The organism is Clostridium minihomine, assembly GCF_900240385.1.
Taxonomy (GTDB): domain Bacteria; phylum Bacillota; class Clostridia; order Oscillospirales; family Acutalibacteraceae; genus Faecalispora; species Faecalispora minihomine.
In genome coordinates, this window is the sequence record NZ_OEQH01000001.1 from 25,890 (window position 1) to 50,998 (window position 25,109).

General features: G+C 42.5%; 18 protein-coding genes. 3 read left to right on the plus strand and 15 right to left on the minus strand.

Features of this window, described 5'->3' with window-relative positions; genetic code table 11:
- Positions 1-59: 59 nt before the first annotated feature.
- Together C1A02_RS00170 and rlmD are read left to right on the plus strand one after the other, a co-directional pair.
- Positions 60-1,865, plus strand: a complete 1,806-nt coding sequence (locus C1A02_RS00170) for a HAMP domain-containing sensor histidine kinase (RefSeq protein WP_243577861.1) — start codon at positions 60-62, stop codon at positions 1,863-1,865.
- Between the two features lie 666 nt (positions 1,866-2,531).
- A complete protein-coding gene (gene rlmD, locus C1A02_RS00175; RefSeq protein WP_101696195.1) occupies positions 2,532-3,920 on the plus strand; it encodes a 23S rRNA (uracil(1939)-C(5))-methyltransferase RlmD in 1,389 nt (462 codons plus the stop codon).
- Here rlmD and C1A02_RS00180 read toward each other — a convergent pair.
- The 7 genes from C1A02_RS00180 to C1A02_RS00210 form a co-directional block, all read right to left on the minus strand.
- Positions 3,812-5,506, minus strand: coding sequence for a recombinase family protein (locus C1A02_RS00180; protein ID WP_101696196.1), 1,695 nt, complete (start codon positions 5,504-5,506; stop codon positions 3,812-3,814). The genes rlmD and C1A02_RS00180 overlap by 109 nt on opposite strands.
- A 55-nt stretch (positions 5,507-5,561) precedes the next feature.
- Complete coding sequence (locus C1A02_RS13355) at positions 5,562-5,723, minus strand: hypothetical protein (protein WP_164997116.1); 162 nt, start codon at positions 5,721-5,723, stop codon at positions 5,562-5,564.
- Between the two features lie 598 nt (positions 5,724-6,321).
- The gene (locus tag C1A02_RS00190) at positions 6,322-6,744 is read right to left on the minus strand and encodes an RNA polymerase sigma factor (protein ID WP_101696198.1); all 423 of its coding nucleotides are present in this window, start codon (positions 6,742-6,744) and stop codon (positions 6,322-6,324) included.
- Between the two features lie 452 nt (positions 6,745-7,196).
- Positions 7,197-7,952 carry an ABC transporter permease gene (locus C1A02_RS00195; RefSeq protein WP_101696199.1) on the minus strand — a complete coding sequence of 252 codons (756 nt, stop codon included), beginning with the start codon at positions 7,950-7,952 and terminating at the stop codon, positions 7,197-7,199.
- Positions 7,952-8,902, minus strand: coding sequence for an ABC transporter ATP-binding protein (locus C1A02_RS00200; protein WP_101696200.1), 951 nt, complete (start codon positions 8,900-8,902; stop codon positions 7,952-7,954). The genes C1A02_RS00195 and C1A02_RS00200 overlap by 1 nt, the downstream gene beginning before the upstream one ends.
- A 1-nt stretch (position 8,903) precedes the next feature.
- Complete coding sequence (locus tag C1A02_RS00205) at positions 8,904-9,359, minus strand: GyrI-like domain-containing protein (RefSeq protein ID WP_101696201.1); 456 nt, start codon at positions 9,357-9,359, stop codon at positions 8,904-8,906.
- Between the two features lie 4 nt (positions 9,360-9,363).
- Positions 9,364-10,230 (minus strand): AraC family transcriptional regulator, encoded by an 867-nt coding sequence (locus C1A02_RS00210; RefSeq protein ID WP_101696202.1) that lies wholly within the window; start codon positions 10,228-10,230, stop codon positions 9,364-9,366.
- Positions 10,231-10,444: 214 nt separating this feature from the next.
- Between C1A02_RS00210 and C1A02_RS00215 the strand changes: the two genes are divergently transcribed.
- Positions 10,445-10,801 (plus strand): helix-turn-helix domain-containing protein, encoded by a 357-nt coding sequence (locus C1A02_RS00215; protein WP_442338921.1) that lies wholly within the window; start codon positions 10,445-10,447, stop codon positions 10,799-10,801.
- Positions 10,802-11,092: 291 nt separating this feature from the next.
- Here the strand turns inward: C1A02_RS00215 and C1A02_RS00220 are convergent, their stop codons facing one another.
- The 8 genes from C1A02_RS00220 to C1A02_RS00255 form a co-directional block, all read right to left on the minus strand.
- Positions 11,093-12,493 (minus strand): relaxase/mobilization nuclease domain-containing protein, encoded by a 1,401-nt coding sequence (locus C1A02_RS00220; protein ID WP_101696849.1) that lies wholly within the window; start codon positions 12,491-12,493, stop codon positions 11,093-11,095.
- A gap of 68 nt (positions 12,494-12,561) precedes the next feature.
- Positions 12,562-13,896 carry an AbiJ-related protein gene (locus tag C1A02_RS00225; RefSeq protein ID WP_101696204.1) on the minus strand — a complete coding sequence of 445 codons (1,335 nt, stop codon included), beginning with the start codon at positions 13,894-13,896 and terminating at the stop codon, positions 12,562-12,564.
- Positions 13,897-13,928: 32 nt separating this feature from the next.
- Positions 13,929-14,939 carry a hypothetical protein gene (locus C1A02_RS00230; RefSeq protein ID WP_101696205.1) on the minus strand — a complete coding sequence of 337 codons (1,011 nt, stop codon included), beginning with the start codon at positions 14,937-14,939 and terminating at the stop codon, positions 13,929-13,931.
- Positions 14,940-15,165: 226 nt separating this feature from the next.
- Positions 15,166-15,450, minus strand: a complete 285-nt coding sequence (locus C1A02_RS00235) for a CD1845 family protein (RefSeq protein WP_101696206.1) — start codon at positions 15,448-15,450, stop codon at positions 15,166-15,168.
- A gap of 88 nt (positions 15,451-15,538) precedes the next feature.
- The gene (locus tag C1A02_RS00240) at positions 15,539-15,874 is read right to left on the minus strand and encodes a plasmid mobilization protein (protein WP_101696207.1); all 336 of its coding nucleotides are present in this window, start codon (positions 15,872-15,874) and stop codon (positions 15,539-15,541) included.
- A complete protein-coding gene (locus C1A02_RS00245) occupies positions 15,874-23,817 on the minus strand; it encodes a helicase-like domain-containing protein (RefSeq protein WP_101696208.1) in 7,944 nt (2,647 codons plus the stop codon). The genes C1A02_RS00240 and C1A02_RS00245 overlap by 1 nt, the downstream gene beginning before the upstream one ends.
- Before the next feature lie 93 nt (positions 23,818-23,910).
- Positions 23,911-24,783 carry a hypothetical protein gene (locus C1A02_RS00250; protein ID WP_101696209.1) on the minus strand — a complete coding sequence of 291 codons (873 nt, stop codon included), beginning with the start codon at positions 24,781-24,783 and terminating at the stop codon, positions 23,911-23,913.
- 107 nt (positions 24,784-24,890) lie between these two features.
- Positions 24,891-25,109 carry a transposon-transfer assisting family protein gene (locus tag C1A02_RS00255; RefSeq protein WP_101696210.1) on the minus strand — a complete coding sequence of 73 codons (219 nt, stop codon included), beginning with the start codon at positions 25,107-25,109 and terminating at the stop codon, positions 24,891-24,893.

Here is a 25,109-nt window from a genome sequence, read left to right on the forward strand (position 1 = left end):
AGCATATTTTTGACTAAAGTGGTATGCTTTTACTCAAATGAAAAGGAGGAATACACGGTTTGGAACAGGCAAATGTGCATCGATCCTCTGTCATGTGGAATGGCTCTATCAAAAAACGCCTGATGCTCAGCAGCTCGATTATCTTGTGTATGGGCTTTTGTTTGGCATTTGCTCTGGTTGCACTTTTGGTGCAGCATCAGTATCAAGAGGAATTTACCAAGCGGCTGGATGCTTCTTTGGCAATTATGGCAACCCAAGAGGATACGATTTGGAAAAATCCTCAGAAATATACGCGGATGGAAAGTGAACGCCTGTCTGTAGTCAATCAGCAGATACGGGTTACTGTGTTGGATTTACAGGGCAATGTGCTGGGGGACAGTGAACAGCCGGGGGATATCGATGACGACTCTATCCACGGGAATCACCTGAACCGACCGGAAATTTCGGCGGCTGGGAATTCCGGTTATGGGTATCATGTCCGTCTGTCTGAAAACAAGGGGGAACGTTTTTACTATGCGGCTATCTATCTGCCGGACAAAGGATATCTGCGCGCGGCGCTGTCGATGGCAGATTTAGATCAAGTAACCCGCCGGTTTTGGATCGGTTCGTTTTTCAGCTTGGTGTTAGGGTTGTTGCTGATTGCTACCGTAACCTGGTTCATGGCAGAACGTTTGACAAGACCCATTTATCGGCTTAGCCAAGTGGCCCGAAAAATTTCGCAGGGCGATCTTTCTGCCCGTATGCAAGGGCAGTATCCCGGCGAAATCGGGGAATTGGCCCGATCCTTTAACGCCATGGCAGAGAGCACCGAACAAGCGGTTTTACAAAGGCAAAAAAAGCAGGAGCAGCTGGAAGGTGTGCTGCAAGGCATGGACGACGGCGTTTTGTGTGTGGATAAAAATAACCGGATTGTCTTTTTGAACCAGAAAGCACGGGAACTGCTGGGTGCCCGTGACCTAAACGAAGGCGGCCTTTTGGATGGCAGCCTGCTGATTCGTCAGCTGGCAGATAAGATGCGGCACAGGGAAGGGCAGGAAGACATCAAGCGGGAAACTCTTTCCACCGGGGGGCCCAAAGAAAAACAGTACACCGTGTATACGGCACCCATTCCCGGGGAGCGGGAAGAGGGAGAGGTGCTGGCTGTGATTGCCGACGTGACCCGTATGCGGCAGCTGGAACAGCTGCGCAGTGAATTTGTGGCCAATGTGACCCACGAACTGAAAACGCCTTTAACCTCGATTCGGGGCAGCATTGAACTGCTAAGGGGGGGCGATCGGGATGAAGAAACCAGAAGGTATTTTTATGAGGTGCTGGATATTGAAGCGGAGCGGCTGCACCATTTAATTGACGATATGCTAGTGCTTTCGCAGATTGAAAATGCGAGAGAGGATTCTTCGGTGCGGCGGTGCAATTTAAAAGAGGAATTGCAGGCGGCCATAGAGCGGCTTCGCCCGGTGGCGGAAAAGCACGAGGTTCAGTTGAAACTGGACGCGGACGAAAATTTGTTCTGCGACTGTTCCCCCACTCGAATTGGGCAGTTGTTCGGGAATCTGATTGAAAATGCGATTAAGTATAATGTCCCGCAGGGACAGGTAACCGTAACAGCCCGGCAGCAAAGGCATATGGCGCTGATTCGTGTGCGTGACACCGGAATTGGGATTGCCCCCCAGCATTTAGAGCGGCTGTTTGAACGATTTTACCGGGTGGATACCAGCCGATCCAGAGAAATTGGGGGAACCGGGCTGGGGCTGTCTATTGTAAAGCATCTGGCGGCGCTATATCACGGGGAAGTCAGTGTAGAAAGCCAGGTGGGGAAGGGAACCACATTTACCGTAAGGCTGCCGTTGTCTGTGGAAAATTTGTAGTGTTAAAAGGAGCAAATCAAAATCGAACTTCTGCAGGCGAAAGTTCCAGCTGTTCCGGGCTGATTTTGTTTGAAAAGCCAATGAAGGCTTGTTCTTTGCTTTTGAAAGGTAGGTTCCTGTTTTATTTGAAAATAATTCATGCTGAATTTTAGTGAATATGCAAGATGATGTTGCGTAAACATGCAAAACAGTGTGAAAAAACTGTTTAAACTACCAGATGCCTATTTCACAAAATATGGGGTGGTAGGGCAGCGTGACTCAGAATGAAAATTCTCTGTTTGATTGGAATGCAAAGAAAAAAGGCTAAAACCGGCAAAATACCGGTTTTAGCCTTTTTGGGGAGGAGTTGTATTGAAAAAGGTACGGCATCCGCCGCAGACTTATAATCAAAATAAAACATTGTTCTCTTATAAAATCGTTTTCTTTCTTCTAGTATAAACCACTACATCTTGTGAAGTCAAGGAATTAACAAAAGCTTTAGAATGAATCTGCGTTTTACATAAATTGCATGTGAAACCAATTTAATATTTATTATCATTGACACAACCAGGCGGATTATTCATAATAAGAAAAAAATTTTTACAAAATTTTCTTTTCTTGTATTCGACGTGGGAACATGCTACACTTTTGAAAGAAAAAGAAGTCCCTGAGGGACAGGAGGAAGCAATGAGCTTGAAAAAGAATGACACGACCCAAATTGAAATCACTGGTATGACTGCGGAAGGAAATGGCGTAGGCCGGGTAGACGGTTTTGCTGTATTTGTTCCCGGAGCAGCTGTGGGGGATATTTTAAACATCAAGATTTTAAAAACGGCCAAAACCTATGCTTTTGGCAAAATAGAAGAGATTGTAAGTCCTTCCTCCCATCGGATCGAAGCGGACTGTCCTTGTTTTTCTCAATGTGGAGGATGCGTCTTTCGCCATATTACGTATGAAGAGGAACTGCGGGTAAAAGAAAATCGGGTGCGGGATGCCATGGAACGAATCGCCGGCATGCATCAGATTGAGATGCAGCCGATTTTGGCGGCTCCGGAAACAGGCAAATACCGAAATAAAGCGCAGATTCCGATTGGAAGGGACAAGCAGGGGCAGATCATTGCAGGATTTTATGCCAATCACAGCCACCGCATCGTTCCCTGTGATCGGTGTGCTTTGCAGCCGGCTCCGTTTGAAAAGGCTCTGGATGTTTTTTTGGAATGGGCTCGACAGAGCGAAGAGAGTGTCTATGATGAAGCGACACACAAGGGAAAAATACGCCATCTTTACTTGCGCATGGCTGAGGGAACCGGCGAAGTGATGATCTGTGTTGTGGTAAACGGAAATGGGTTAAAAGGAGAAGCGGAATTGGTTTCTCGTCTGCGGGAACAAGTGGATGGACTGAAAAGCGTTCTAATTAACAGCAACCGGGAAGATACCAACGTGGTTTTGGGAAAAAAATTCCGGGTGGCTTGGGGGCAGGATTATTTGACTGACCGGATGTGCGGCTTGGATTTCCGGATTTCTCCCCTTTCCTTTTATCAGGTCAACCATCATCAGGCTGAAAGACTGTATAAACTGGCGGGGCAATACGCCGCGCTGACCGGCACAGAAACAGTGCTGGATTTGTATTGCGGAACCGGAACCATTGGCCTTTCTATGGCACATCAGGCTAAGCGAGTAATCGGAGTAGAAGCAGTGGAACAGGCGGTGCAAAACGCGCGGGAAAATGCACAGCTGAATCACATTCAGAATGCAGAATTCCTTTGCATGGATGCAGCTCAAGCGGCAGAGCTTTTAAAACAGCGTGGGGAATGTCCGGATGTGATTGTGTTGGATCCCCCCAGAAAAGGTTGTGCTCCGGAACTGATTCACACAGTGGTTGAAATGCAGCCCCAACGAATTGTTTATGTATCCTGTGACCCGGCCACTTTAGCGCGCGATTTAAAGCTGTTTGTTGAGCTGGGTTATCAAGCCGGGCCCCTGACTCCGGTCGATATGTTTCCAAGGACAAGGCATGTGGAGACGTGCGTACTTTTATCCCACAAAAACCCACAAACATCTCCACCATCTTTATAAACAGGAAAATTGAATAAAATAGACTTCAAAGGCAATTCAGCCTCGTCACATGGAAAAATCTCTATTTCTTTGATTAACGAAGAAATCAGAGATTTTTTCTCTTCCTCGCTGATTTTATCATACACCTTATCAAAGTTTTCCAGTAGAGTGTAGATGTTTTCCAGTGTGATAGCATCTTGCTCCACGGCTTTGCGGCGCAGCTTCACATCTTCAATTTTTTCTTCCAGCTCTACGATGGTGTCATACAGCCCATCAAGACGGAGGGTCATATCATGGAGCTTGCGTTCTCTAAAACGGGTATCTTCCGGCAGGCTGTCTATTTCACTTTCAAGACGAGTTTTATTGAGTTCCACTTCTCTAAGCTTATTTTCATAGTTTTTGAGTTCTCTATTTAAAGTGGAAGTATCAATTTCCTTGCCGATCCTTGATTTGATTTCTGCCGCAAAATCCTGATTTTTAATTAGCTCTCTGATAGCCTCAATGACAAGCGGCTCAATATCAGTTTTTTTGAGCATGGCTTTATAATCACAGCTTTTTCCTCTGGCGGTGCGAGCCTTGCTGCATACATAATAGTAGATTTCTTTATATGTACCGTCTTTGTTTGTCCAAGCGTGTTTATTGGTGTACATCGGGCCACCGCATTTCGGGCATTTTAAAATACCACTTAATAAGTGCGCCCTGTCCCGACCAATTTTAGACGGGGATTTAATGCCTGTTAATTCTCGTTTCTCATGCGCTTCATTCCATAGTTCCTCATCTATAATAGCCTCGTGCTGACCGTCTGCAATAATGTATTCATCTTGGTGTACTTGGCGGTATTCATTTTTAGTGCCCTTGACCTTTTCTCTTGTTCGTCTGCCAAAAGCAATTTTTCCAGTGTACACAGGATTGTCGATTATCATTCTGACAAAATGGGTACTCCACTGGGTTAGTGTACCGTTATCCCGTTTGATTTTTGGGATACCCTGCAAATTAAGGTAGTTTGCAATTTTATAAAATCCCATATTGCCATTTACATATTTATCAAAGATAATTCGTATCGCTTCTGCTTCATTTTCTTGGATATAGAGCTGCTTATCTTTAAGGTAGTAGCCATAAGGAGCAAACCCACCGTTCCACCCACCTTGACGGGCTTTTTCTTTTCTTCCGTTCATTGTCTGCTCTATGATATTTTCACGTTCTATTTCAGCAACAGCAGACAACACAGAGATTAAAAGTTTTCCGCTTGTCTGCGAGGAATCAATTCCTTCTTCAATGCAAATTAAGTTTACGCCAAAGGATTGGACGTGTTCCAAAGAATTTAAAATATCGGCTGCATTTCTGCCAAAGCGGGAGAGCTTATAGACTAAGATATATTCAATTTCTAAGCCATTTTCAATATCATACAGCATTTGTTTAAAAGCGGGTCTGCCTTCTATGGATTTGCCGGATTTGCCAGCATCTTCATAAATATCTACAATTTCCATTTCCTCTCTGTCTGCAAAACGTCTTAAGCTGTTTTTCTGCCCGTCCAAGCTGAACCCATCAACCTGCATTTCGGTACTTACACGAGGGTAAAGTACACATTTTTTTCCACTCCGATTCATAGTAGTTGACCTCCAATCAATGATTGGAAAACATCAATCCATAAGCACTGTTCTTTTAGACAACACGATTGATTTCATCTAAAACCTCTGCACCATGTTTTTCTATAATCTGAGAAAGTACATTGATAAAATCCTGATATGCCTTAGTTTTCTCATAAGATTTAGGTGGTGCAGTTGCCGTAGCAGTGGGATTAGGTGCATTTTTGATATTTTCCATTCGCAATCACCTCCAAGTGTCTTGCTTACATAAAGTATAAGCGTATATATCATTTATGAAAAGTTTGTCACTGCATCAATTATAGTAAAACCAAGCACACCGCAAATTTGCATAAAACAAAAGTGCGGTGCGATCAGTTTTATAAGTTTGCCGTATTTGCCACGCACCCCGGCAAGGGGATATTTTGAGTTGCCATTAGCTTGGCATCATAGTCCCAAGGTACCGTATGTGCTTGTCCCAAAAGCTACGCATACCGCAGGAACTCCCCCTCAAGTCTGTGGGAGGTCGTGAGAAAGTATCATTATCCCTTATGTGTGTTATTGCGGCGAACGTGCCACCGTTCGGTCTAATGGCTGCATTTATCGCTCCAACTGCTGTAATACTCATGCTCCTAAAGGCTCTCATCAATTATTCGGTTTCCCTTTTTGGCAAGTTTGTTACAGCGGTCATCATGGCGATGCCCATTATGTCGCTTTGCTTCTCAGCCACATAAGTTTCGTACTCAAAATATCGTATATTCAGTTGTCAAGGAACATAGGGAATGATTTTACCTCCCTCTATATACCCTGACTTTTTTCATTAGGAAACGGAACGTGATTTAGAAAAAATTTTTTAAATATTTTTCTATGGTATGTAAACCTCTTTCGATACCAATGCGGACAGCTTTTTCACTTACACCTTCTGCTTTGGCAATAGCTGTCTTACTCATACCCATAAAATAATGAGCATAGATTCGCTTTGCCTGTTTGTCCGGCAGAGAAGCAATGGCAGCGTGGAGCTGCTGACTTGTGAGCTTACGTTCGTAAATCTCATCGGGTGAGAGAGAAACAAACAAGATGTCATGCTCAATTCCATCCCCACGGTCAAGAGAGTAGTGAGCCTTGTAGCGGTATTTCTTTCTCTCATATGTTGCTTCCGCTCTTGCATATTCCTCAAAGATAGCGAATAACTCATCAGGCACTTCCACAAAAGAGTCTTGTGTGTAGTAAGGGTAATAATCTTTCAGATTAATTGTTTTCATGGTTTTACCATCCTTTCGATTTTGGGTTTGCTGAAATCGAAAGGATGGTGGTGGAGAACGGCAGTGAGGCTCTATAAACACAAAAAAGCCCAGCTGCATAGTGCAACCGGGCATAAGGGAATTATTGGCAATTATATGGTGATGTGTGTGTTCATGTTGAGAGCCGAAATATCCCGTTGAAGGGTAAAAGCTTTTTTTAACGAGTAAAAAAGAAATAGTACATAAAAAATTAAAATAGACACAACGATACCTCCCTGATACCGTCGTGTCCTAAAAATGAGCGACTTTAAAACGCCCACCGCAATTTAAACTTTTTAAGAAAAACGGCGGCTTTGATTTTTTATTTCAAAACCGCCGTGAAGTTATTTATTCTTTTTGGGCATAGCATTGCTTCCTCTGCAACAACGGTTTTTTTTATTTCCGTTGGGCAGAGTTTTTATATGTTCAATTTTTTATAAAGCCGTTTCCTTTTTCAATCTGTGAAAAGCCCACGAAAAACTGATACCACACATACCTATAAGCAAAACAACAACAAAGCTAACATCACGATAAACAATATCGCCTTGTAAAACCAAATCACGCAAAACATTTATTACATGAGTGAATGGATTTAGGTTGACTGCAATTTTTAATCCCCCGGACAATCCATCTGCCGGAAACAATGCGGTACTTAGAAAAAAGATAGGCAGAACAATTGCGTTCATTACTGTTTCATACATGACTTCATTTGGCAGGCAAAGGCTAATAGCATAAGTAAGTCCCGAAATAAAAAATGCAGTTAAAAGTACGATGAGAGCGATTAAGAGTATACCTGTGAATCCAGTTGTAATGTTTACCGAAAAAAACAAACTGACTATGCACATAATAATGACTTCAATGAATGTACATACAACTGCTTCTAATACCTGCCCCAGTACAATAGAACTTCTTTTGACTGGGGCAATCAGTATCCTGTAAAAGCTCCCATCTGCTTTCATCAAATAATTCATAATGCCGCTGCTGCTACACGCTCCGAAACTAACTAACACAATCAGCCCGGGTAAAACAAATGCTGTATAATTTGCAATTCCAATCCCTTTCATGGATTGTCCGGCAACGGCACTATACAAAACAAGCCATAACATAGGCTGTAAAATGGTAATCACAATCGTAAAAGAATTATGAAAACGCCATTTTATATTGCGGTGTAATAAGGTTAGAATATCCATTAGCTGACCTCCTTTTCATTGTCACTGGTCAGGCTAATAAAAACATCTTCCAAGGTGGGCTGTATAATTTCGATTCCCAAGAACGGAATACTATGCTCCAACAGTAGACGAGTTGTTTTTTCTAAATCGCTTCGTCCGCTTTTTAAGTTGGTAATGATTTTATCATGGCGTAAATCGGACTCTTTGAGAGCAACGATTCCCTTTAAGGTTTCAAAACATTTTTCAGCTTCTTTCTTTTCTAAAAAGCTGATTTTTAGCATATCCTGCCGCAGGTATGCCCGGAGAGAATTTGGTGAACCTTGAATGACTTCTTTTCCGTTTTTCATAATGCAGATTGTATCACTCAACTCGTCGGCTTCTTCCAAATAATGCGTTGTTAAGAAAATAGTAGTTCCAAAATCATTTCTAATTTTTTTTACCATATCCCACATCGCCATTCGGGATTGAATATCCATTCCGACGGTTGGTTCATCTAAAAATAACACTTTAGGGTTAGACATTAGATTTAGTGCAATATCAAGCCGCCTTTTTACTCCACCGGAGTAGGAAGAAACCGGATATTTCAAATACTTTTCTAATCCAAAACAGGAAATTAGCATTTCCATACGCTTTATGGCTTCTGTCTTTGGCACTTTATAGAGCTTGCTTTGAAACATCATGTTTTCTGTGAGTGATAAATGCGTATCAATAGAAGTTCTTTGTGCTACACAAGAAATTTTTGAGCGGATTTCAGCCGCTTCATGATAAGCGTCTTTTCCAAACATCGTTACATTGCCAGAAGTAGGACGCAGGTAGGTTGTCAACACGTTAATAAGTGTAGATTTTCCTGCTCCGTTCTGTCCCAAGAGGGAAAATATTTCGCCTTCCTTTACCGTCAAAGTAAGGCCATTTAAGGCCTGTACTCCGCTTTTATACTTTTTAACCAAATCATTTACGCAAATAGCAGTCATTTTATTCCTCCCTGATTGGGAACAAAATCTCGGTGATATATTTATCCGGATTTCCTTTCAATAACATTCCCGGCCCCTTGATATAAACCTCACGAAATGGCGGTTGCAACTGTAAATTATGCTCTGCGGCATATTGGTCGATTGCTTTATAAGCAAGATGTAAAGTTTCATAAGAGCCGGTATGTGTTACGCAGATGGCTTTAATAGCCGGTATTTCTTTTACTTCAATTCCATTTCCAAAAGGGTTTTGCTCTGTTGGTACGCATAAATCCATTTCCCCCATTTTGGTTTCTGGATTCATAACATAGTAACAGAAAAATGGTGCACCATTTGCTTTACCCTGAATGGATTTGAAAACGTTAGGGAAAAATTTGTTCGCTTCTGTTGCAACTCCTTTATAATGCAGGAAAGCAACACGCATTGGCTCAACATTTCTAATTTCAATTTGATATTCCATAAGTTTAATTCTCCTTTTCTTTTTTTACTGCAATCCATACTTCGGAATGTCCTGAACGGTTTAATTCCTTGCTGATCGGATAGACTTCTATATCCGGCAGTTCTGCATAGGCATATCCCGAAAAAGGAAGCCATTCCGTTAAAAATCTCTTGAAAATATCCTGTACGGATTCTTTAAAAAAACCGTTACTTTCAAACACAACCCATGTAGCATTTGGAATTTCATATTCAAACATTCCATCAGGTACAGGCTGGTCAGATGCCGCCGCAATGTAATAATAAATTTCATCATCACTTTGACAGACCGTGGCTCCTAAAACACGCATGGGAAGTTGGTTTGACAAGTTGCAGATTTTTGCAAATTGCTTACTTTTCAATGTGCTTTCCCAGAAAGGCGGGACGTTCCTTTTGTTTTCTTCCATATCCATTGTCAATGGAATACGAATACCTACAATTCTCATAGCTTCTTTTTCTTCGACCCGGTAGGGCATGACATTACCTCCTATTATGTTGACTGAAAATTTGATAGGCGGGTATGCATTTAATATACTTCCTTTTGCCTTTGCGGAAATTGGGGATATTCCATGCACATTTTGAAATGCCCGGTTAAAAGAAGTTGGAGAAGTATAGCCGTATTTTAATGCAACCTCCAAAACCTTTGTATCTGTGGTTTGTATTTCAAAAGCTGCTTGTGTCATTCTCCGTCGGCGAATGTATTCGGATAACGATATACCTGCTACATAGGAAAACATTCGTTGAAAGTAGTAGGTAGAACAACACGCAATTTTAGCGGCTTCTTCGTAACAAATCTCGCCATCTAAATTTTTCTCAATATAATCAATGGCATTGCTCAGATTCTTCAACCATTCCATTTCTTTACCTCCTGACTAAATCATACCGTAAATAGTAAATTTATTCCTCGCTTTTGATGTCCTCTTTTGTAAACTGTATCGTAATAAAAATTGTATATCAATACTTTTATGTAAAAATCAAAGCAAAACAATGAACTATTTAAATCATATGATGGATATGTGTAATCATATCTAAGAAAGCAGGGTGAACAGTAAAATGTAATAGGGTGAAATAATTATGAAGCGTGAAAATGATAAATACGATTTTAAGGCTTTCGGTCAAGCCATAAAAGCAGCAAGAAAATCAAAGGGAATATCAAGGAATCAGTTAGCAGACCAAATGCACATTGCCCCTCGGTATATTGCGTCCATTGAAAACAGCGGACAGCACCCAAGCCTGCAAATTTTTTATGAGCTTGTCACTCTTTTAGATGTATCGGTAGACCAATTCTTTTTTCCTAATAAAGAAACGGATAAATCCACGCAGCGCAGACAGCTTGAAAGTCTGCTTGATGATATGAGCGATAAAGGATTGAGGATAGTTACCGCCACGGCAAAAGAGATTAAGGAAGTCGAAACAGAGGACGAATGAATGTCCAGAGCACAACAGAATATGGAATGAGAAGCGTTGCGACCGATACGAGTTTGCAGCGTTTTTCTTTTACATTTATCGGGCAAAACAATATTTGAGTTGTTACTGATATTGGAGATAGAGTAACGTGGCAAGCAGGGCAAGGTGGTACACACCTTGCGATTTTGCTCAAAATTTCCTGACGGAATTTTTGGCAAATCTGCTTGTTGGGGAGTATCCCCAATCCCCATTTGAACACTTCCTTGTGGTAGTGGCTACGCCTCCTACGGAGGCTATAAAACACAGGTCAGCTCATCGCTGTTCCTGTGTTTTTTCTTTCTCTTTCAAGGAGTCATCATATCCTAAAAGACGGTCAACATTCGCCTTTGCGGTCTGGACTTCCTGCATGGATTTTTTAACAGTCACATACTCAGCATACGCTTTTTTCTTAGCGGAGAGCAGCTCTGCATATTCCGCTTGGAGGGTCTTGACGGTGGGGAGTTTTTTCATCTGCAATTCATCAAAAGCTGCCTTTGCTGCCTTGTGTAAAAGCAAGTCGGCAGTGTGTTCCTCATAAAACCTTTTTGAATATCCTGCCTTACGGTAGGAGGTATAAACATCACGAGTTTTTGCGTAATTAATGATGTGAGTTTTCAGTACAGAAATCTCGTCCATACGCTTTTCAGCGGTTTTGATTTTGGCAGAGAGCTCATTAAATGCAGAGGTTGTGACTTGAGCTTTTTGCACTAAGTCCTCATAGACAAGGAGATTGTTTTCTGATAAAAAATTGATAGTCTGTGCCATCTGCTTGAGATTAAAAACCTTTGCCCATCGTTCGTAACTTGCCCCTTTTCCTGCCTGCAATTTTTCCTGTATGTCCACAAGCAGATTAACACGCTGCACAGGTTTTTGTGTTGGTTTTCTTTTGGAGGTAAGCGGCTTAATTCCTTTGATGGCAGCTCTGATTTCGTCCTCAGAATATCCCTTGCCAAGTGAACGAAAACGAATAGGCTTTTTCTGATCTTTACCTAAAAAAGATATGTGTTTGCTCTGCTTTATTTCATATCCTGCGGCTTGCATATTAAGCAGAAAGGCATTAAAATCAGTAGGCTTTTTTGCAAGAACCGCATCAATAGTTTCTCTAATTTTATCGGAGAAAGAGGGAGCTTTTTTATTGCCAAGCCACTTGCCATAATTGGTTTTCCCACGCTTTGGATTTTCGATAATGGATAGTCCGTATTCAAGACAAATACGGTCACTAATTTTTCCAACAGCTCTGCCGGAGCCTAAAAAATCTCTGAACTTTTTAGTGCAGTCCAGAGAGGTGGAATTATAAATAATGTGGTTGTGAATGTGAGCCTTGTCAACATGGGTTGCAACGATGAAAGCATACTTTCCCTTTGTCCATTTGGACCCAAGTTCATAGCCAATTTTATTAGCAAGCTCTGGTGTGATTTCCCCCGGCTTAAAGGACTGGCGTATCTGATAGGCAATTACATCATTTGTCTGTTCTCGTCCTGTTATCTGGTGGTACTGCCGTTTAGAAAGCATAAATTCTCCCTGCACCGTGCGAGGGTCACATTCATAGGAACTGATGAGTTCGCCATCATTGGTTTTATCTGGGTTTTGAGCGTAATCAGTGCGATCAGAAAGACATTGTGCAATAGATTTCCCTTTGTTCTGGTGCATGGAAATTAAACGAGTAGTAGCGATGGTAACACCTCCTTTGGGGCAAGAAAAAGGAGCTACCGTGTGGCAACTCCTTGTCATTAGTTGTATAATTACATGATGTTATAGAATTTAAAAAACTTACTGAAAAAATCTTCAATTGTTTCTCTGCATTTGAGTTCTTCCTTAAATTCATATCCACCAAATCTATAAACATCATATCCGTAAAGCTTCAGCTTTCTATCATCATTGACCATTTTTGAATATAACTCTGGGGATGCTTTCCCATCAACGGAGTAATGCTGTGCTCCATCAATTTCAAAAACTATTCTTTTATGCGAAGGTAGTAACATTAAAAAATCCATTCTTTGATGCACATAAATTTGTCCATTTCTCATATTTGCCGTTTTAGGGTCATAATGGCAATAGACTTGTGGGATTAACGCAGGTAACTTATTATCTCCTAATTTGTGGATATAGTTATTATATGTTCTTAAAAACATGATTTCAGGTGGAGAATCAAGGGATAATTTAAGCCGTTCAAATAAGGCTTTTTCGACATCTAAATTGTACTCTGAGCTACCCTTGTTCCACCAAGTTACTAAATCATCCCAACTTATCCCATTAGACGAAAGTGGTATGTTATACACCAGACATTTGTTGTCTGGGTCAATAACTTTAATATCATTACTTAAAGAATCATCAATAACTATATCGGGTTTTTTTCCGATGCTTGCGAATACTATGTTTTTCGCTTTGGGTGAAACACCTTGTTCTGTATGAATGATAGCATAAACTGGCTCACCCGAAATATGTTTTGTGTTAATACAACTATATCCGTCAGCAATTAGAAATGCGTTAATATTTTTTACATAATCTAATTGGTCATCAGTATTCCTTACTCTAGGATGCAGCATCGCATTTATCAAAGAGATAAATTTAGCATCCGAAACATACATTACTTGTAAAACATCTTCAAACAACTCTTTATAAGATAAATCATCATTTCTTACCATGTGCTGCATAATATCTTCTAAAGCATTGCTTCTATTATAACGTGATGGCAGGCTTTCCAAATCCCATGCTGAAGATAACATTTCGTCAATTCTTAGCTTACCTTCAACATTTGATTGATCACAGAGCCAATTCACAATTTTTCTTCGTGTAATTGTTGATATTTCAAAAAAATCATCATCTAAAAATGGTTCGCATTTTTTTGCAAATTCAGGATTAGACTCTTCTTTAATTATCCTGTTAGCTAACAATTTAAGTTTATCCAAACTAAGTCGACAAAGTGCTGAATCCACATAAACTCTTTTACTATGCATTGGGTCAAGTTCACGATTAGGGATAAGTTCATATTTTTCTAATACGCCTTCTAGATTGTATGCCTTTGTTTCTTTCAGTTCATCTACAATTATTTGTCTTAGGCTATCCATGTCGCTCATATAGAACACCTCCCCTCATTTACCATTGTTTTTTATTCCAAAGCATTAGTTTGGTAAAGCCAAATCAAAACAGCTTCTGTCATTCTAAGTGCCATGAAAGCATCTTCAAGTGTTGCATTTTCAAAATCAATATTTTCTCCATTTACATTGCCCTCATTTATATGTGCTCCTAATGCACTCGTAAATGAATATAGCTTATATATCAAATTGAATCTTGGATATTGGTATCTTGAATTGGGGTCAGGGCTATTAGCATTGTACTTATACTCGCTAATACGATTTGCTGTGACCTTCAAAATATTCTTATCTTTATTACATGTCCGTTGCAAACCATCGATCCATTTTCGTTGTTCTTCTTTTTTGTAGGAAAAAATTCCTGCAATAACATTTCTGCAATGACTAATACAAGCGACTTCATCGCCCACGCTATAAGCTTTTACAGCATCAATATATGTAGTTGAAATATTTGAATACTTTACAGATAACCATTGTAGTAACACATTATTATCAAATGAACTTTCGCTTAAACTATCAGTGAAAGGCAATACTGCTAACTCATCACTAAAAAATACAATATTTAGTCCAAGCATATTAAGATTATTTTGCAACTCTTTAAATGATTTACTTGGGTATTCATTCAATAAATGATTTTTCTTCTTACTATCTACTTTATCTAAGTATTCATCTATATATGCCTTTTTCGTTACTTTTTCTGCATTTTCAGAAAACAAATTATAGACATAGAGTTTTGAAACAATGCTGTTACATAGCTTTAAGAATTCTTCTGGAGAATATTCTAATTCTTTGAATGTTTCATATAATCCGTTATAGCATTTTTCGTTGTGATATAGATTTCTTTCGTCATCTCTGTGACCATATGCCTCAATCTTTGTTGTGAATTGCGAACTTCTATTTTCGTAATAGTCAGACAACCCGGCATTGTTGAAAATCTTCTTCCAAATATCCACCTGTGGGATAATCAAATTACTACTTGACAAAACATCAGCAATTTTTGATAGTGCAATTTCTCTAATACTGTCCATAAAATCAACTCCTTTAAGCAATTAATAATATTTACATTATACCATGCACATTCGCAAAATTCATCATCATAATCTAAACATAAAAGAACACTAAAAGTAGCAGAAGCATCACAGGAAAACAAGGGTCGAGATAAACGGCTACGCGGCCCTTGCTTTCCTATGATACTCCTACTGTGTGGCAATTAAGGGGAGAAAGCAGAAGTCTGCTTTCTCCCCACATTCATTTTTATACAGACTTCAAGAGTTCATTAAATGCCTCGGCTTTGCTGAGAAGCCAAGCCGCAAGCATTGGTATGCCATACGGGCTGATGCAAAAGGCGATGATGAGATACTTAAACCCCTCCGCAGGCTGTCCGCTAAATAGCAGTATACCAAGGGCAATAACTGCTATTAAAAATGCCAAGATAGAAAGCAAAGTTGTTCCGATTAGACAAACAAACTGGCAGAACAGCACAAGGACTGTCAGCATCAGAGTAATAGGGAAAAGCAGTATCTTAAACAATATTCTCATGGATATTCCGCCTTCAAGCACAAACTGATTTTATGCAAACAGCATAGCAAAATAAAATCATGCTGTCCATCTTGTCAATGAGGTTTTTTCAGATAGAAGATAACCGGGTCAATATTTCGTCTGCCACCTCCCAAAGCCTGTCATAGCTCTGCCGCAAGTCCTCGATGTCATTTCCATAGACATTGCCTGTTTCATGTACACGTTTGGTGAGCTGATTTAAGCTGTTGCTTGTTCGCCGCAGGAGAGAAACCAATTCCCTCACATCGGCTAAATCAAGCTGTATCATATACCCATCAACCGCCATTTTGCGGAGATAGGCTCCTAAGTTTTTTGTGCCGAGCCGTTCCATTTTTTCGGCAATCAAGCCACGCTCATGTTCCGTCACCATAAAATGCAGTTGTATTTTTCTCTGGCGGTGTGCCATTATCGTTCCTCCCTTCCTTTTTCGTGTTTCACCTTTGGCTCTCTGGCAGCTGTGGGTGGCATTTTAAGGCTTTCCAGTACCGATGGGCGGTTGTTCTTAGAAACCCTCTCCACTGGCGGTTGTGGCTGTGCTGCACCCATATCCATGTTCAGCTCCGCATCCAGAGTGGCAAGGCGGGAAACCTTGTCTTTCAGCTCTTGTTCCTGTGGGAACGGCTTGCCAAGCTCTGCCTTTGCCGCATCCTGTTGTTTATAGAGATAATCAAGTTGATCCGTCACAGCTTTCAACCGTTCCGGCATAGCTGCAAGAGCGTTGTCAATACGAGTGAGGTTACCCCTCGCATCCATACCCAGTTTAGCAGTATGGCTCATTGCGCCCTTTAAGGTGAGCTGATGACCGTCCATCATGCCGCCATAGGATAGCAGCATGGTAAACCCACGGTAATTGCCGATTTCCACAGGGTCGCTGCTTTTAATTTCTTTGCAAGCCTCCAAGAGTGCTGCCCCTGCATTGTCTTTATCTGTAAGAGTATCGCCCTTAATGACCATTGGCAGGAACATGCTCTCGGCGGTGGGATACTCGGCAAGCACTTTCAAATCCTGCTCAAATCCTCTGATGAATCCTTTGTTTTTTTCTATATTTTCGGGGAAGTATTTAAGTAGGTTATCTTCCAAACGGTACTGGCTGCTCTGGTGGTTTGCTTTTAGGAGCTTTAGCCTTGAAACATCAATGTCCAAGTCCATTTTTTCCTTGATTTTTGGGTTGCCTGCACAGAGAGCCTTGATTTCTGCATAGGAGAGTGCCGCCTCGTCCACATCCTCACAGGAACGGACAGGGCTTTTTGAGGTCATTATCTGGCTGATGAATTTTTGCTTATTTTCGACGGTTTGCCAGAGGTAAGCATCAAAGGTTGCTTCGGTGACATAGCGGTAAATGTTCACATCCTCGTTGAGATTTCCTTGTCGTTCAATTCTGCCGGAGCGTTGCGTCAAGTCCCCCGGACGCCACGGGCAATCCAAATCGTGCAATGCCACAAGGCGGTCTTGAATATTTGTTCCTGCTCCACATTTTGCGGTACTGCCAATCAGCACCCGAACATCGCCGCACCGCACCTTTGCGAACAGCTCTTTTTTCTTCACCTCAGTATTTGCCTCGTGAATGAAAGCTACTTGATGAGCGGGGATACCCTTTTCTATGAGCTTCCCCCGAATATCATCATAGACATTAAAAATAGCGGTAGGGGTCAGCACCTCATCGGGTAAACTATCCTCCAGAGCCGCAAGCTCCACGCCGTTTACGGTCTGTGTGCCTGCCTTTGCCGCCTTTAATTCCTGTGCGGCGGTTCTGCCTTTTGGGGTGGAAATATCGCAGAACACAAGCTGTGTCAGCTTTTCGTCAGCGCCCTCCTGCCAAATGCGGTGGAGATTGTTCACGCAGGCATTGACCTTGCTGCTCTCGTCATCGGGCAGGAGTGGGTTAATGATGCGCTGGTCAAGTCCAAGCTTTCGCCCATCGGAGGTGATTTTCAGCATATTGTCAACGGAGGGGTCAACCTTGTTTGCATGGACTTTGGCGGCTCGCTCGGAAAGCTCACGCACCATATCCGATTGAATTTCAGTCGGTTTTACCGCCACGGTTTCATAGATAACATTAGGAGTGGGCAAGTCAAGCTCATCTGCCACCTTAATATCCGCAACCTCTTTGAACATGGACATCAGCTCTGGCAGATTAAAGAACTTAGAAAATCTCGTCCTTGCACGGTAGCCTGTTCCTTCGGGAGCAAGCTCAATAGCGGTTACGGTTTCCCCAAAGGTACTCGCCCAACAGTCAAAGTGGGAGAGTCCGTTCTTTTGGAGAGTAGCGTATTGCAGATACCGCTGCATGGTATAAAGCTCGGTCATGGAGTTCGATACGGGTGTACCGGTGGCGAATACAATGCCCTTGCCGCCTGTCAGCTCGTCCATGTAGCGGCATTTCATAAATATATCGCTGGATTTTTGTGCATCGGTGGTGGATAGTCCTGCTACATTCCGCATTTTGGTGTAAAGGAACAGGTTTTTATAGTTGTGTGCCTCGTCTACATAGAGCCTATCCACGCCAAGCTGCTCAAAGGTCACTACATCGTCTTTTCGTTCCTGCGTCTCTAATTTACTGAGCCGTTCCTCCAATCCTTTTTTGGTACGCTCAAGTTGCTTGACGGTAAAACGCTCGCCGCCGCTTGCCTTGACTTCCTCTATGCCGTTCAAGATTTCCTTAATTTGTTCACGGAGAAGACGTTCCTGCCGTTCCAATGACATAGGGATACGCTCAAACTGGCTATGACCAATGATGACCGCATCATAATCGCCTGTGGCAATTTTGGCACAGAACTTTTTACGGTTGCTCTTTTCAAAATCTTTCTTTGTGGCCACCAAGATGTTGGCGGCAGGGTAAAGTCTTAGGAACTCGCTTGCCCATTGCTCCGTGAGGTGGTTTGGTACGGCAAACAGTGGCTTCTGGCAAAGTCCAAGCCGCTTGCTTTCCATAGCGGCGGCAACCATTTCAAAAGTTTTTCCTGCACCGACTTCGTGGGCAAGCAGGGTGTTGTTGCCGTAGAGGATATGAGCAATGGCATTGACTTGATGGGGACGCAGGGAGATTTCGGGATTGATGCCGCTGAAATTGATGTGCTGACCGTCATACTCACGGGGGCGAATGGAGTTGAATTTCTCGTTATATTTTTTTACGAGGGTTTGCCGCCTGTCAGCATCGTTCCATATCCAATCTCGAAATGCATCTTTGATGGTCTGCTGTTTTTGCTGTGCCAGAGTGGTGGCATCTTTATTCAGTACCCGCCGTTCTTTTCCATCGGGGTCAACCACAGTGTCATAGATACGCACATCACGGAGGTTTAGGGTATCCTCTAAAATCTTATATGCGTTGGCTCGGTCTGTTCCATAGGTCACATAAGCAGCCACATTGTTGTAACCAACGGCACTTTTGCCTGTAATATTCCACTCGGCGGTAAAGGGAGCGTATTTTACTTCAATCTGGTCTTGATTTCGCCACGGGGTATCAAACAGCTCATACATGAACTGCTGCACATATTCTTTGTCAATCCAAGTCGCACCCAGACGTACATCAATTTCCGCAGCCTCAAGGTCTTTTGGCTGTGCGGCCTCCAAAGCTGATGCATTAGGGGCATACATATCGGATACCCTTGCCGCCATTTTAGCGGTGCGGAGCTTTTGCCTTACATCGCCGGAGAGGTATTCATCGGCGGTGACATAGTGGGGATTGCCCTCGTTTTCAAGGTCGGGCAGACAGAAAATAACACCTCTAAGGTCGGTGGCGATCTGCTCAGAGGATAATCCTGTGAGCTGTTCCATATAGCCAATGTCCACCTTTGCCTTTTCTGCGATGGAAAGAGCCAGAGCCTCGCTTGCGGTGTCCACAGAGGTAACGGATACACGCTTTTTAATGGTGCGTTTGGTGAACATATCAGCTTTGGATTTTAGATTACCGCTTTCATCAATGTCCTCCAGAGAGCAAAGGAGATAGTAGGAATTATCCTCGCCAAAAGCAAGGCTGTTGCCACGGCTGTTAATCAGTCCGTATTTTGCGGTAAAGTTGTCATAAAGGCGGTTTAGCTTTGCCTGCTCCTGTGAAATGGTTTCGTCTGAATAGTCCTCAAGCTGATAACGGATAAGGTCATTCACACACTCTCTAAGACTTACAAGTCCTGCCACTCGCTCTTTTGCGGTCTGGTTAAGCTCTGGCCGCACCATGCGGCTGTTTTCACGGTAATACACTTCGCCGTCCACAAGGGTGTAAGAGAAGTTTTTTACTGTTGGATCGGCAGGGATAGAGCTATCAGAGCCAAGCTCCATATCGGGCAGCTCTGCATCGGGGATACTGCCCTCAATATTGGAGGCGGCTCTCTGAAACTGTTCTGCAAGGTCGGCATCCGGCAGAGGGGTACAAGTGCTTTCCATACCAAACTGACCGCTTTTCAGCTCCATCGTGCCTAAAATCATTTCGGGGTGCTCTGCAAAATAGCTGTTTAAGGTAATGCCATTTTCATCTTTGGCAAGGTGTATCCAATCCCTATCCACATCAATCGGGCTATCCCGTTTTTGCAGAAACAAAATATCGCTTGTGACCTCTGTGCCTGCATTTTTGAGAAAGGCATTGTTTGGCAGTCTGATTGCCCCTAACAGCTCAGCTCTCTGTGCAAGGTAGCGGCGTACTTCGGGGGATTGCTTATCCATCGTTCCCTTTGAAGTGACAAAAGCAACCACACCGCCGGGGCGAACTTTATCCAGAGCTTTTGCAAAGAAATGGTCATGGATAAGGAAGTTTTGATTGTCATACCGTTTTTCACCCAGCTTATAGTTGCCAAAGGGTACATTACCGATAGCAAGGTCGAAAAAGCTGTCGGGCAGCTCGGTTTTCTCAAAGCTTGTGATAGCAATGTTGGCTGAGGGATAGAGTTGTTTTGCAATCCTACCTGTAATACTGTCAAGCTCCACTCCATAGAGCTTAGAGCCTTGCATACCCTCTGGCAGCATACCAAAAAAGTTGCCTGTGCCGCAGGCAGGCTCTAAGATATTGCCTGTGGAAAATCCCATTCGTTCCACGGTATCATAAATTGCTTTGATGACCGTAGGACTGGTGTAGTGTGCGTTGAGGGTGGAGGCTCGTGCCATTTCGTACTCGTCCTCGGATAAGAGAGCTTTGAGCTGCATATATTCATTGCTGAAACTGCTGTTTGCTTTGTCAAAGACTTCGGGCAAGCCACCCCAACCGACATAGGCTGATAGGATTTCCTGCTCTGCTTTGGTGGCAGGGCGGTTTTCAAGCTCAATGGTCTGCAAGGTGGTAATGGCGGTAACGTTTCGGGCAATTTTATCTCGTTTGCCGCCCTCGCCTAAGCGGGTGTCAGTAATGCGGAAGTTTTCTGCTGTTTCCTGTGGATTCTCTGGCTGAGGATACCGTTCCAAAAGCCTTGTAAAGCTCTCGTGACTTTCAGCACGCAGGATAGGATAGAACAATGACGGATCACGCAGGGTGACTTGATGGACAGAGATTTCTTCCATTAAAAAAGGCGTACCGTTTTCAAGAAAAACAGTATCGCCTATGTTGTATGGAATTGTGGGTGTTTCTGACGGTGGCTCTGGCTGTTCCTCTTGCATCGGCTCTGGTGTAATACCGTTTAAGCGGTCTACAACTGCCTGTGCCTCATCCTCGGTCATGTAGGTCTGATAAATATCCTCAACCTCATAGTATCTGCCATCTTGCATATCGGGAACGGTGTTATCCCTTATGATAAAAGGTTCATCATAGGCATCGGAGGTAAGCTCCACCGTATAGCGAGGGGGTTCGTCCTCTAAACCATAGTCTGTGGTATTTTGTGCTGGCTCGGTATAAAAAGCACCTTCCGCTATGAGCTGCCCAATTAGCCGCTGTACCTTTGCCCACGGCATTTCTAAGGCATTTTTCCCCTTGCTGATGGAGAACATAGGGAGGTTGCCGCCGTATTCACCTTTTAACCATTCTGCTGTGCCACGCTCCCGGCTATGGAGTTGCATATAGGAAAGCACCCTTGCTTTGCTGCCCCCATCACCATTCCATGCTTGTAGTGCGCTATCAATGTCCTCGGCAGTAATTGCAGCCAGCGGCTCTGCCTCTGGAGCTGTTGCTGAAACAGGCTGTGGGGGAAATGCAATCTCTGATTGAGTAGTCACAGGCTCGTTAGTAGTTTCTGTTAATCCTGCATTTTCCCTCTGATTTTCTGCAAGCTGTGCTTTTTCCACGGTGGTAAGGTAGCGGTCATTGGCAATAAGATAGTCAATTCGCTTTGCAACGGTATTCCACTTCAAATGGAGCTTATCGTCTTTTTCCCCACGCTTGTATTCCAGTCCTTTGGCACTGTGGTCTTCATAGCTGTGGTCTGCACCCGAAAGGGCGTGTGTTCGGCCGCCTGTACCGTACTCATTTTTTAGAAAATCCTCTTTCTCTTTGGGACTGTGAGGTTGAGTGAAAAACTCATAAATGCGATATTTTCCATTTTGAAAGCTGCTTCCATGTGATAGAGCAGTGTCAACCTCATCTTGGGTTACAAACATTTTAAGGGGCGGGACATGGGTGAGAACAGACGAAAACGCCTTTATCGGCAATCGTAAATCCTCAAAGACAGCAATCATTTCTTTTGGTTGATAGAAATGAAACCGCAAAAGCGCTCTGTCTTGCTCGTAGTCGGAAGCAAATTGCTGTAAGCCTGCAATGATGGTTTCACGCTCGGCAGGCTCTCTAAGCAGTTTTGCAATCTGCTGTGTGGAGTTTGGGAAACCACCCTGAAACAGTTTCTCGTCAAAGTAAGTGTGAGGGGCGTCATCTGAAAAGTTTTGGTGCAGATACCATAGGCGTTCCGCAAGGCTTTGGTATTCATAATCCTTAGCATCTGAAAAGGCATCTTGTGGTGCAAACTGCCCCTCAGACAAAAGCTCGTTAATGCGTTGCTCAACCTTTTCCCACGGAATAAGCTGCTTGTTCTGGGCATAAAGAGCTGTTTCACCCTTTGCGATATGGATACCCTGCTCGTTATACCAGACGGAAACCTTTGTGCCGCCTAAATACAGTCCTTTGCCGCCTGTGCCAAATTCTTTCTGCAAAAAAGCGATGTTTTCCTCAGTGTTTTTTTCTTTCTGATACATGGAAACAATGCGGAAAATGCTGTTATTTCGATTGCCTCCTGTGCGGAGGATATGGTCAATATCGGTTTGGAGTATAGAAAAAGGGTCAAGCATTTCGCTCGACCCAATTCTCTGTATTTGCTCCTGCTCTGTGGGGAACAGGGTTAGTTGTATATAAGCTCTGTCAGTATCATTTCCTCTGCCTGTGCCTTGAGGTTGTTCATGTATCCAACCCATTCCATCTGATGGGTCATCTTGTCGGGAGCTAGTTGCACTTTCTGCAAGTCTGCCATAATCTGCTCCATTCGTCTGGTGGCTGTCTGGTCTATCTCCAATAGGTGGGGAAACAGTTTCTCGGACAGTAGCAGGGAATGGAATAAGGGTGTCCGATGTTCCATGAGGTACTGTTTCCTCATTCTGCCGTATTTGCCTATCGGCTGTGCCGGCTCGGTCACTGTTAGGTCGGGTATCAGATAATCCCCGCTCTGGCTGTAAGTTAAGTTGTTCATGTTCTTTGCTCCTTTCACGCTCTGTTTTGGCGATGGTAATGGATATTTGTCTAAAAACTTGCTCGGATTGTTCACTGACCGCCGTACCTAAGAGGGCAACGGTATCTGGTGTGTTAAAATCAAAAACGCTTAAAAAATCCTCATGCTCAAAGTATTCATCGGGGTTTAGTCCGCATCGCTGCATAAGGGTGTAGGCAATGCTGATGGTGGCGGCGTTTTCAAAAGCTATTCGGATATTATCCTCATCATAGTCCTCTAAAAAGCTACCGGGGGCGATGTAGGGAATGTCCGCCCTGTGGTCATCATAATACTCTTTTGCGAGAGCTGATGCAATGTTGTAAGAAGCATCGGAAAGATTTTCGCTGTTTTCTCCGAATTTGTCCTGCAACATTTGCAAAATGGGAGCCTCGTGATAGTCCTGCATTTCCCAAAGGAAAGGGCGGCGAGAATGTTCTCCGCCGCCCGTGTCCTTTACATCAAAAACATATCGCAATCTTGGGGTATCGCCTGTGGGGTCAATGAGAGCAATCCCCTTTGAGCCACGGCGAACATATCGCCGCATCGTGTTGTTCCATAGGTCGAAGTCCGCACAAGCCGTTGCATCGGGTCGCTGTGCGTAAATCATAAGCTGCTCATAATAAGGATACTTGTAGAGCCGTCCTACGGTGGTTAGAAACCCCGTCCAACCTGTGCGGCTGCTTGTAATCTGTTTAGCGGTTTGTTCTGCCATCTGTACTAAGGATTGTGCTTTTGTTGGCATATTAGTCCTCCTTTTTTTAGCAAAAAAAAGCAATCTCATCAGTATAACAAGATTGCTTTTGTAAACATATTGTTCAATTTTTAATTTTTTTATTTAATTATCAAATCCTTTTAAAAAATCATCAGGCTTCATTCGCATTTGAGCCAATGTTGCATTATCATAAATTTTATCATTTGAAACGATAACATAATTCTCGTCTTTTAGATATAATAAATGAGATAAATCAGGAATATCATTGTATTCTGTTGATCTTTTGTGGTGACTTCGATTCCATGTATAGGCTGATTGCCCCAAAATAAAGGCTACAAGTTGACGTCCATCATAATCGTGGACTACTTTATCAATATCGCTACTTTCATAACTAATCCCACATAAATTTAGTAGTTGGGTAAGGAGTAATTTTTCATGTTCATAGGTTAATTTTTCATTAGGCTCTAAAAAGATATCTTCTATATTGATATTGTAGTATTCAGGTTCTATAATTTGTCGTTGTTTAATTGCATCAAGTTCATTAGACTTTTGCGAAATTAATTCTTTTAAATTCTTTGCAACTACCGTTTCGTGTTTGTCAATAGCTTCTTTCTCCTTTTGAAAATCGATATTTTCCTTTTCTTTTAGCTCATTGACAAATGTTATATAGTCATTACTTGAAATAACAAGATTTACTTTCTTCCAAAGAAGAATTTTTTTCTCCTGAACAATTGGTAATCCAGATATATCCAACCCGAAAGAAATAGCAATACACTCCATTGGTAGATAGGGATATATTTTTAGCTTTGATGCCTTTAACTTTGACAACATGACTTTTCTTTTATGATAGTTTTCGGAGTCAATTCCATCTATTAGCTCTTCAAACGCAAACAATGATGTTGATACGTCAGAAGAGTCAACAAACAAATCAATTTTATTAATTAGGGAATATAGTGCATTAGTTTCTAAATAATACTTCGTCGTATTGTTTGCCATTCTTTTCCGCCTCCCTTATGCAATGTGGTTTGCTGTACTGAAATTATTTATTTTTTTGTCTTCTATTTATTATTTTACTATGACAGCATTGGAACTTCAACGCATATTCATGCGAAATCGGCAATAAGCTCTGCCGTAATTTCTCTATATTCCTCATCGGTCATAGCAGTGAGTTTATCCATTACACGGTGGGTCAGCTCCAAAAGCTCGGTTTCGTCCGGCTGTAAATGTGCCTGCATTGCCGTAAGCTCCCCAAGCAGACCGTCCTTTGTGCCTGTGTCATAGATGCACATGAGATTACATTCTTCCATCGTAAATTTCCCCAT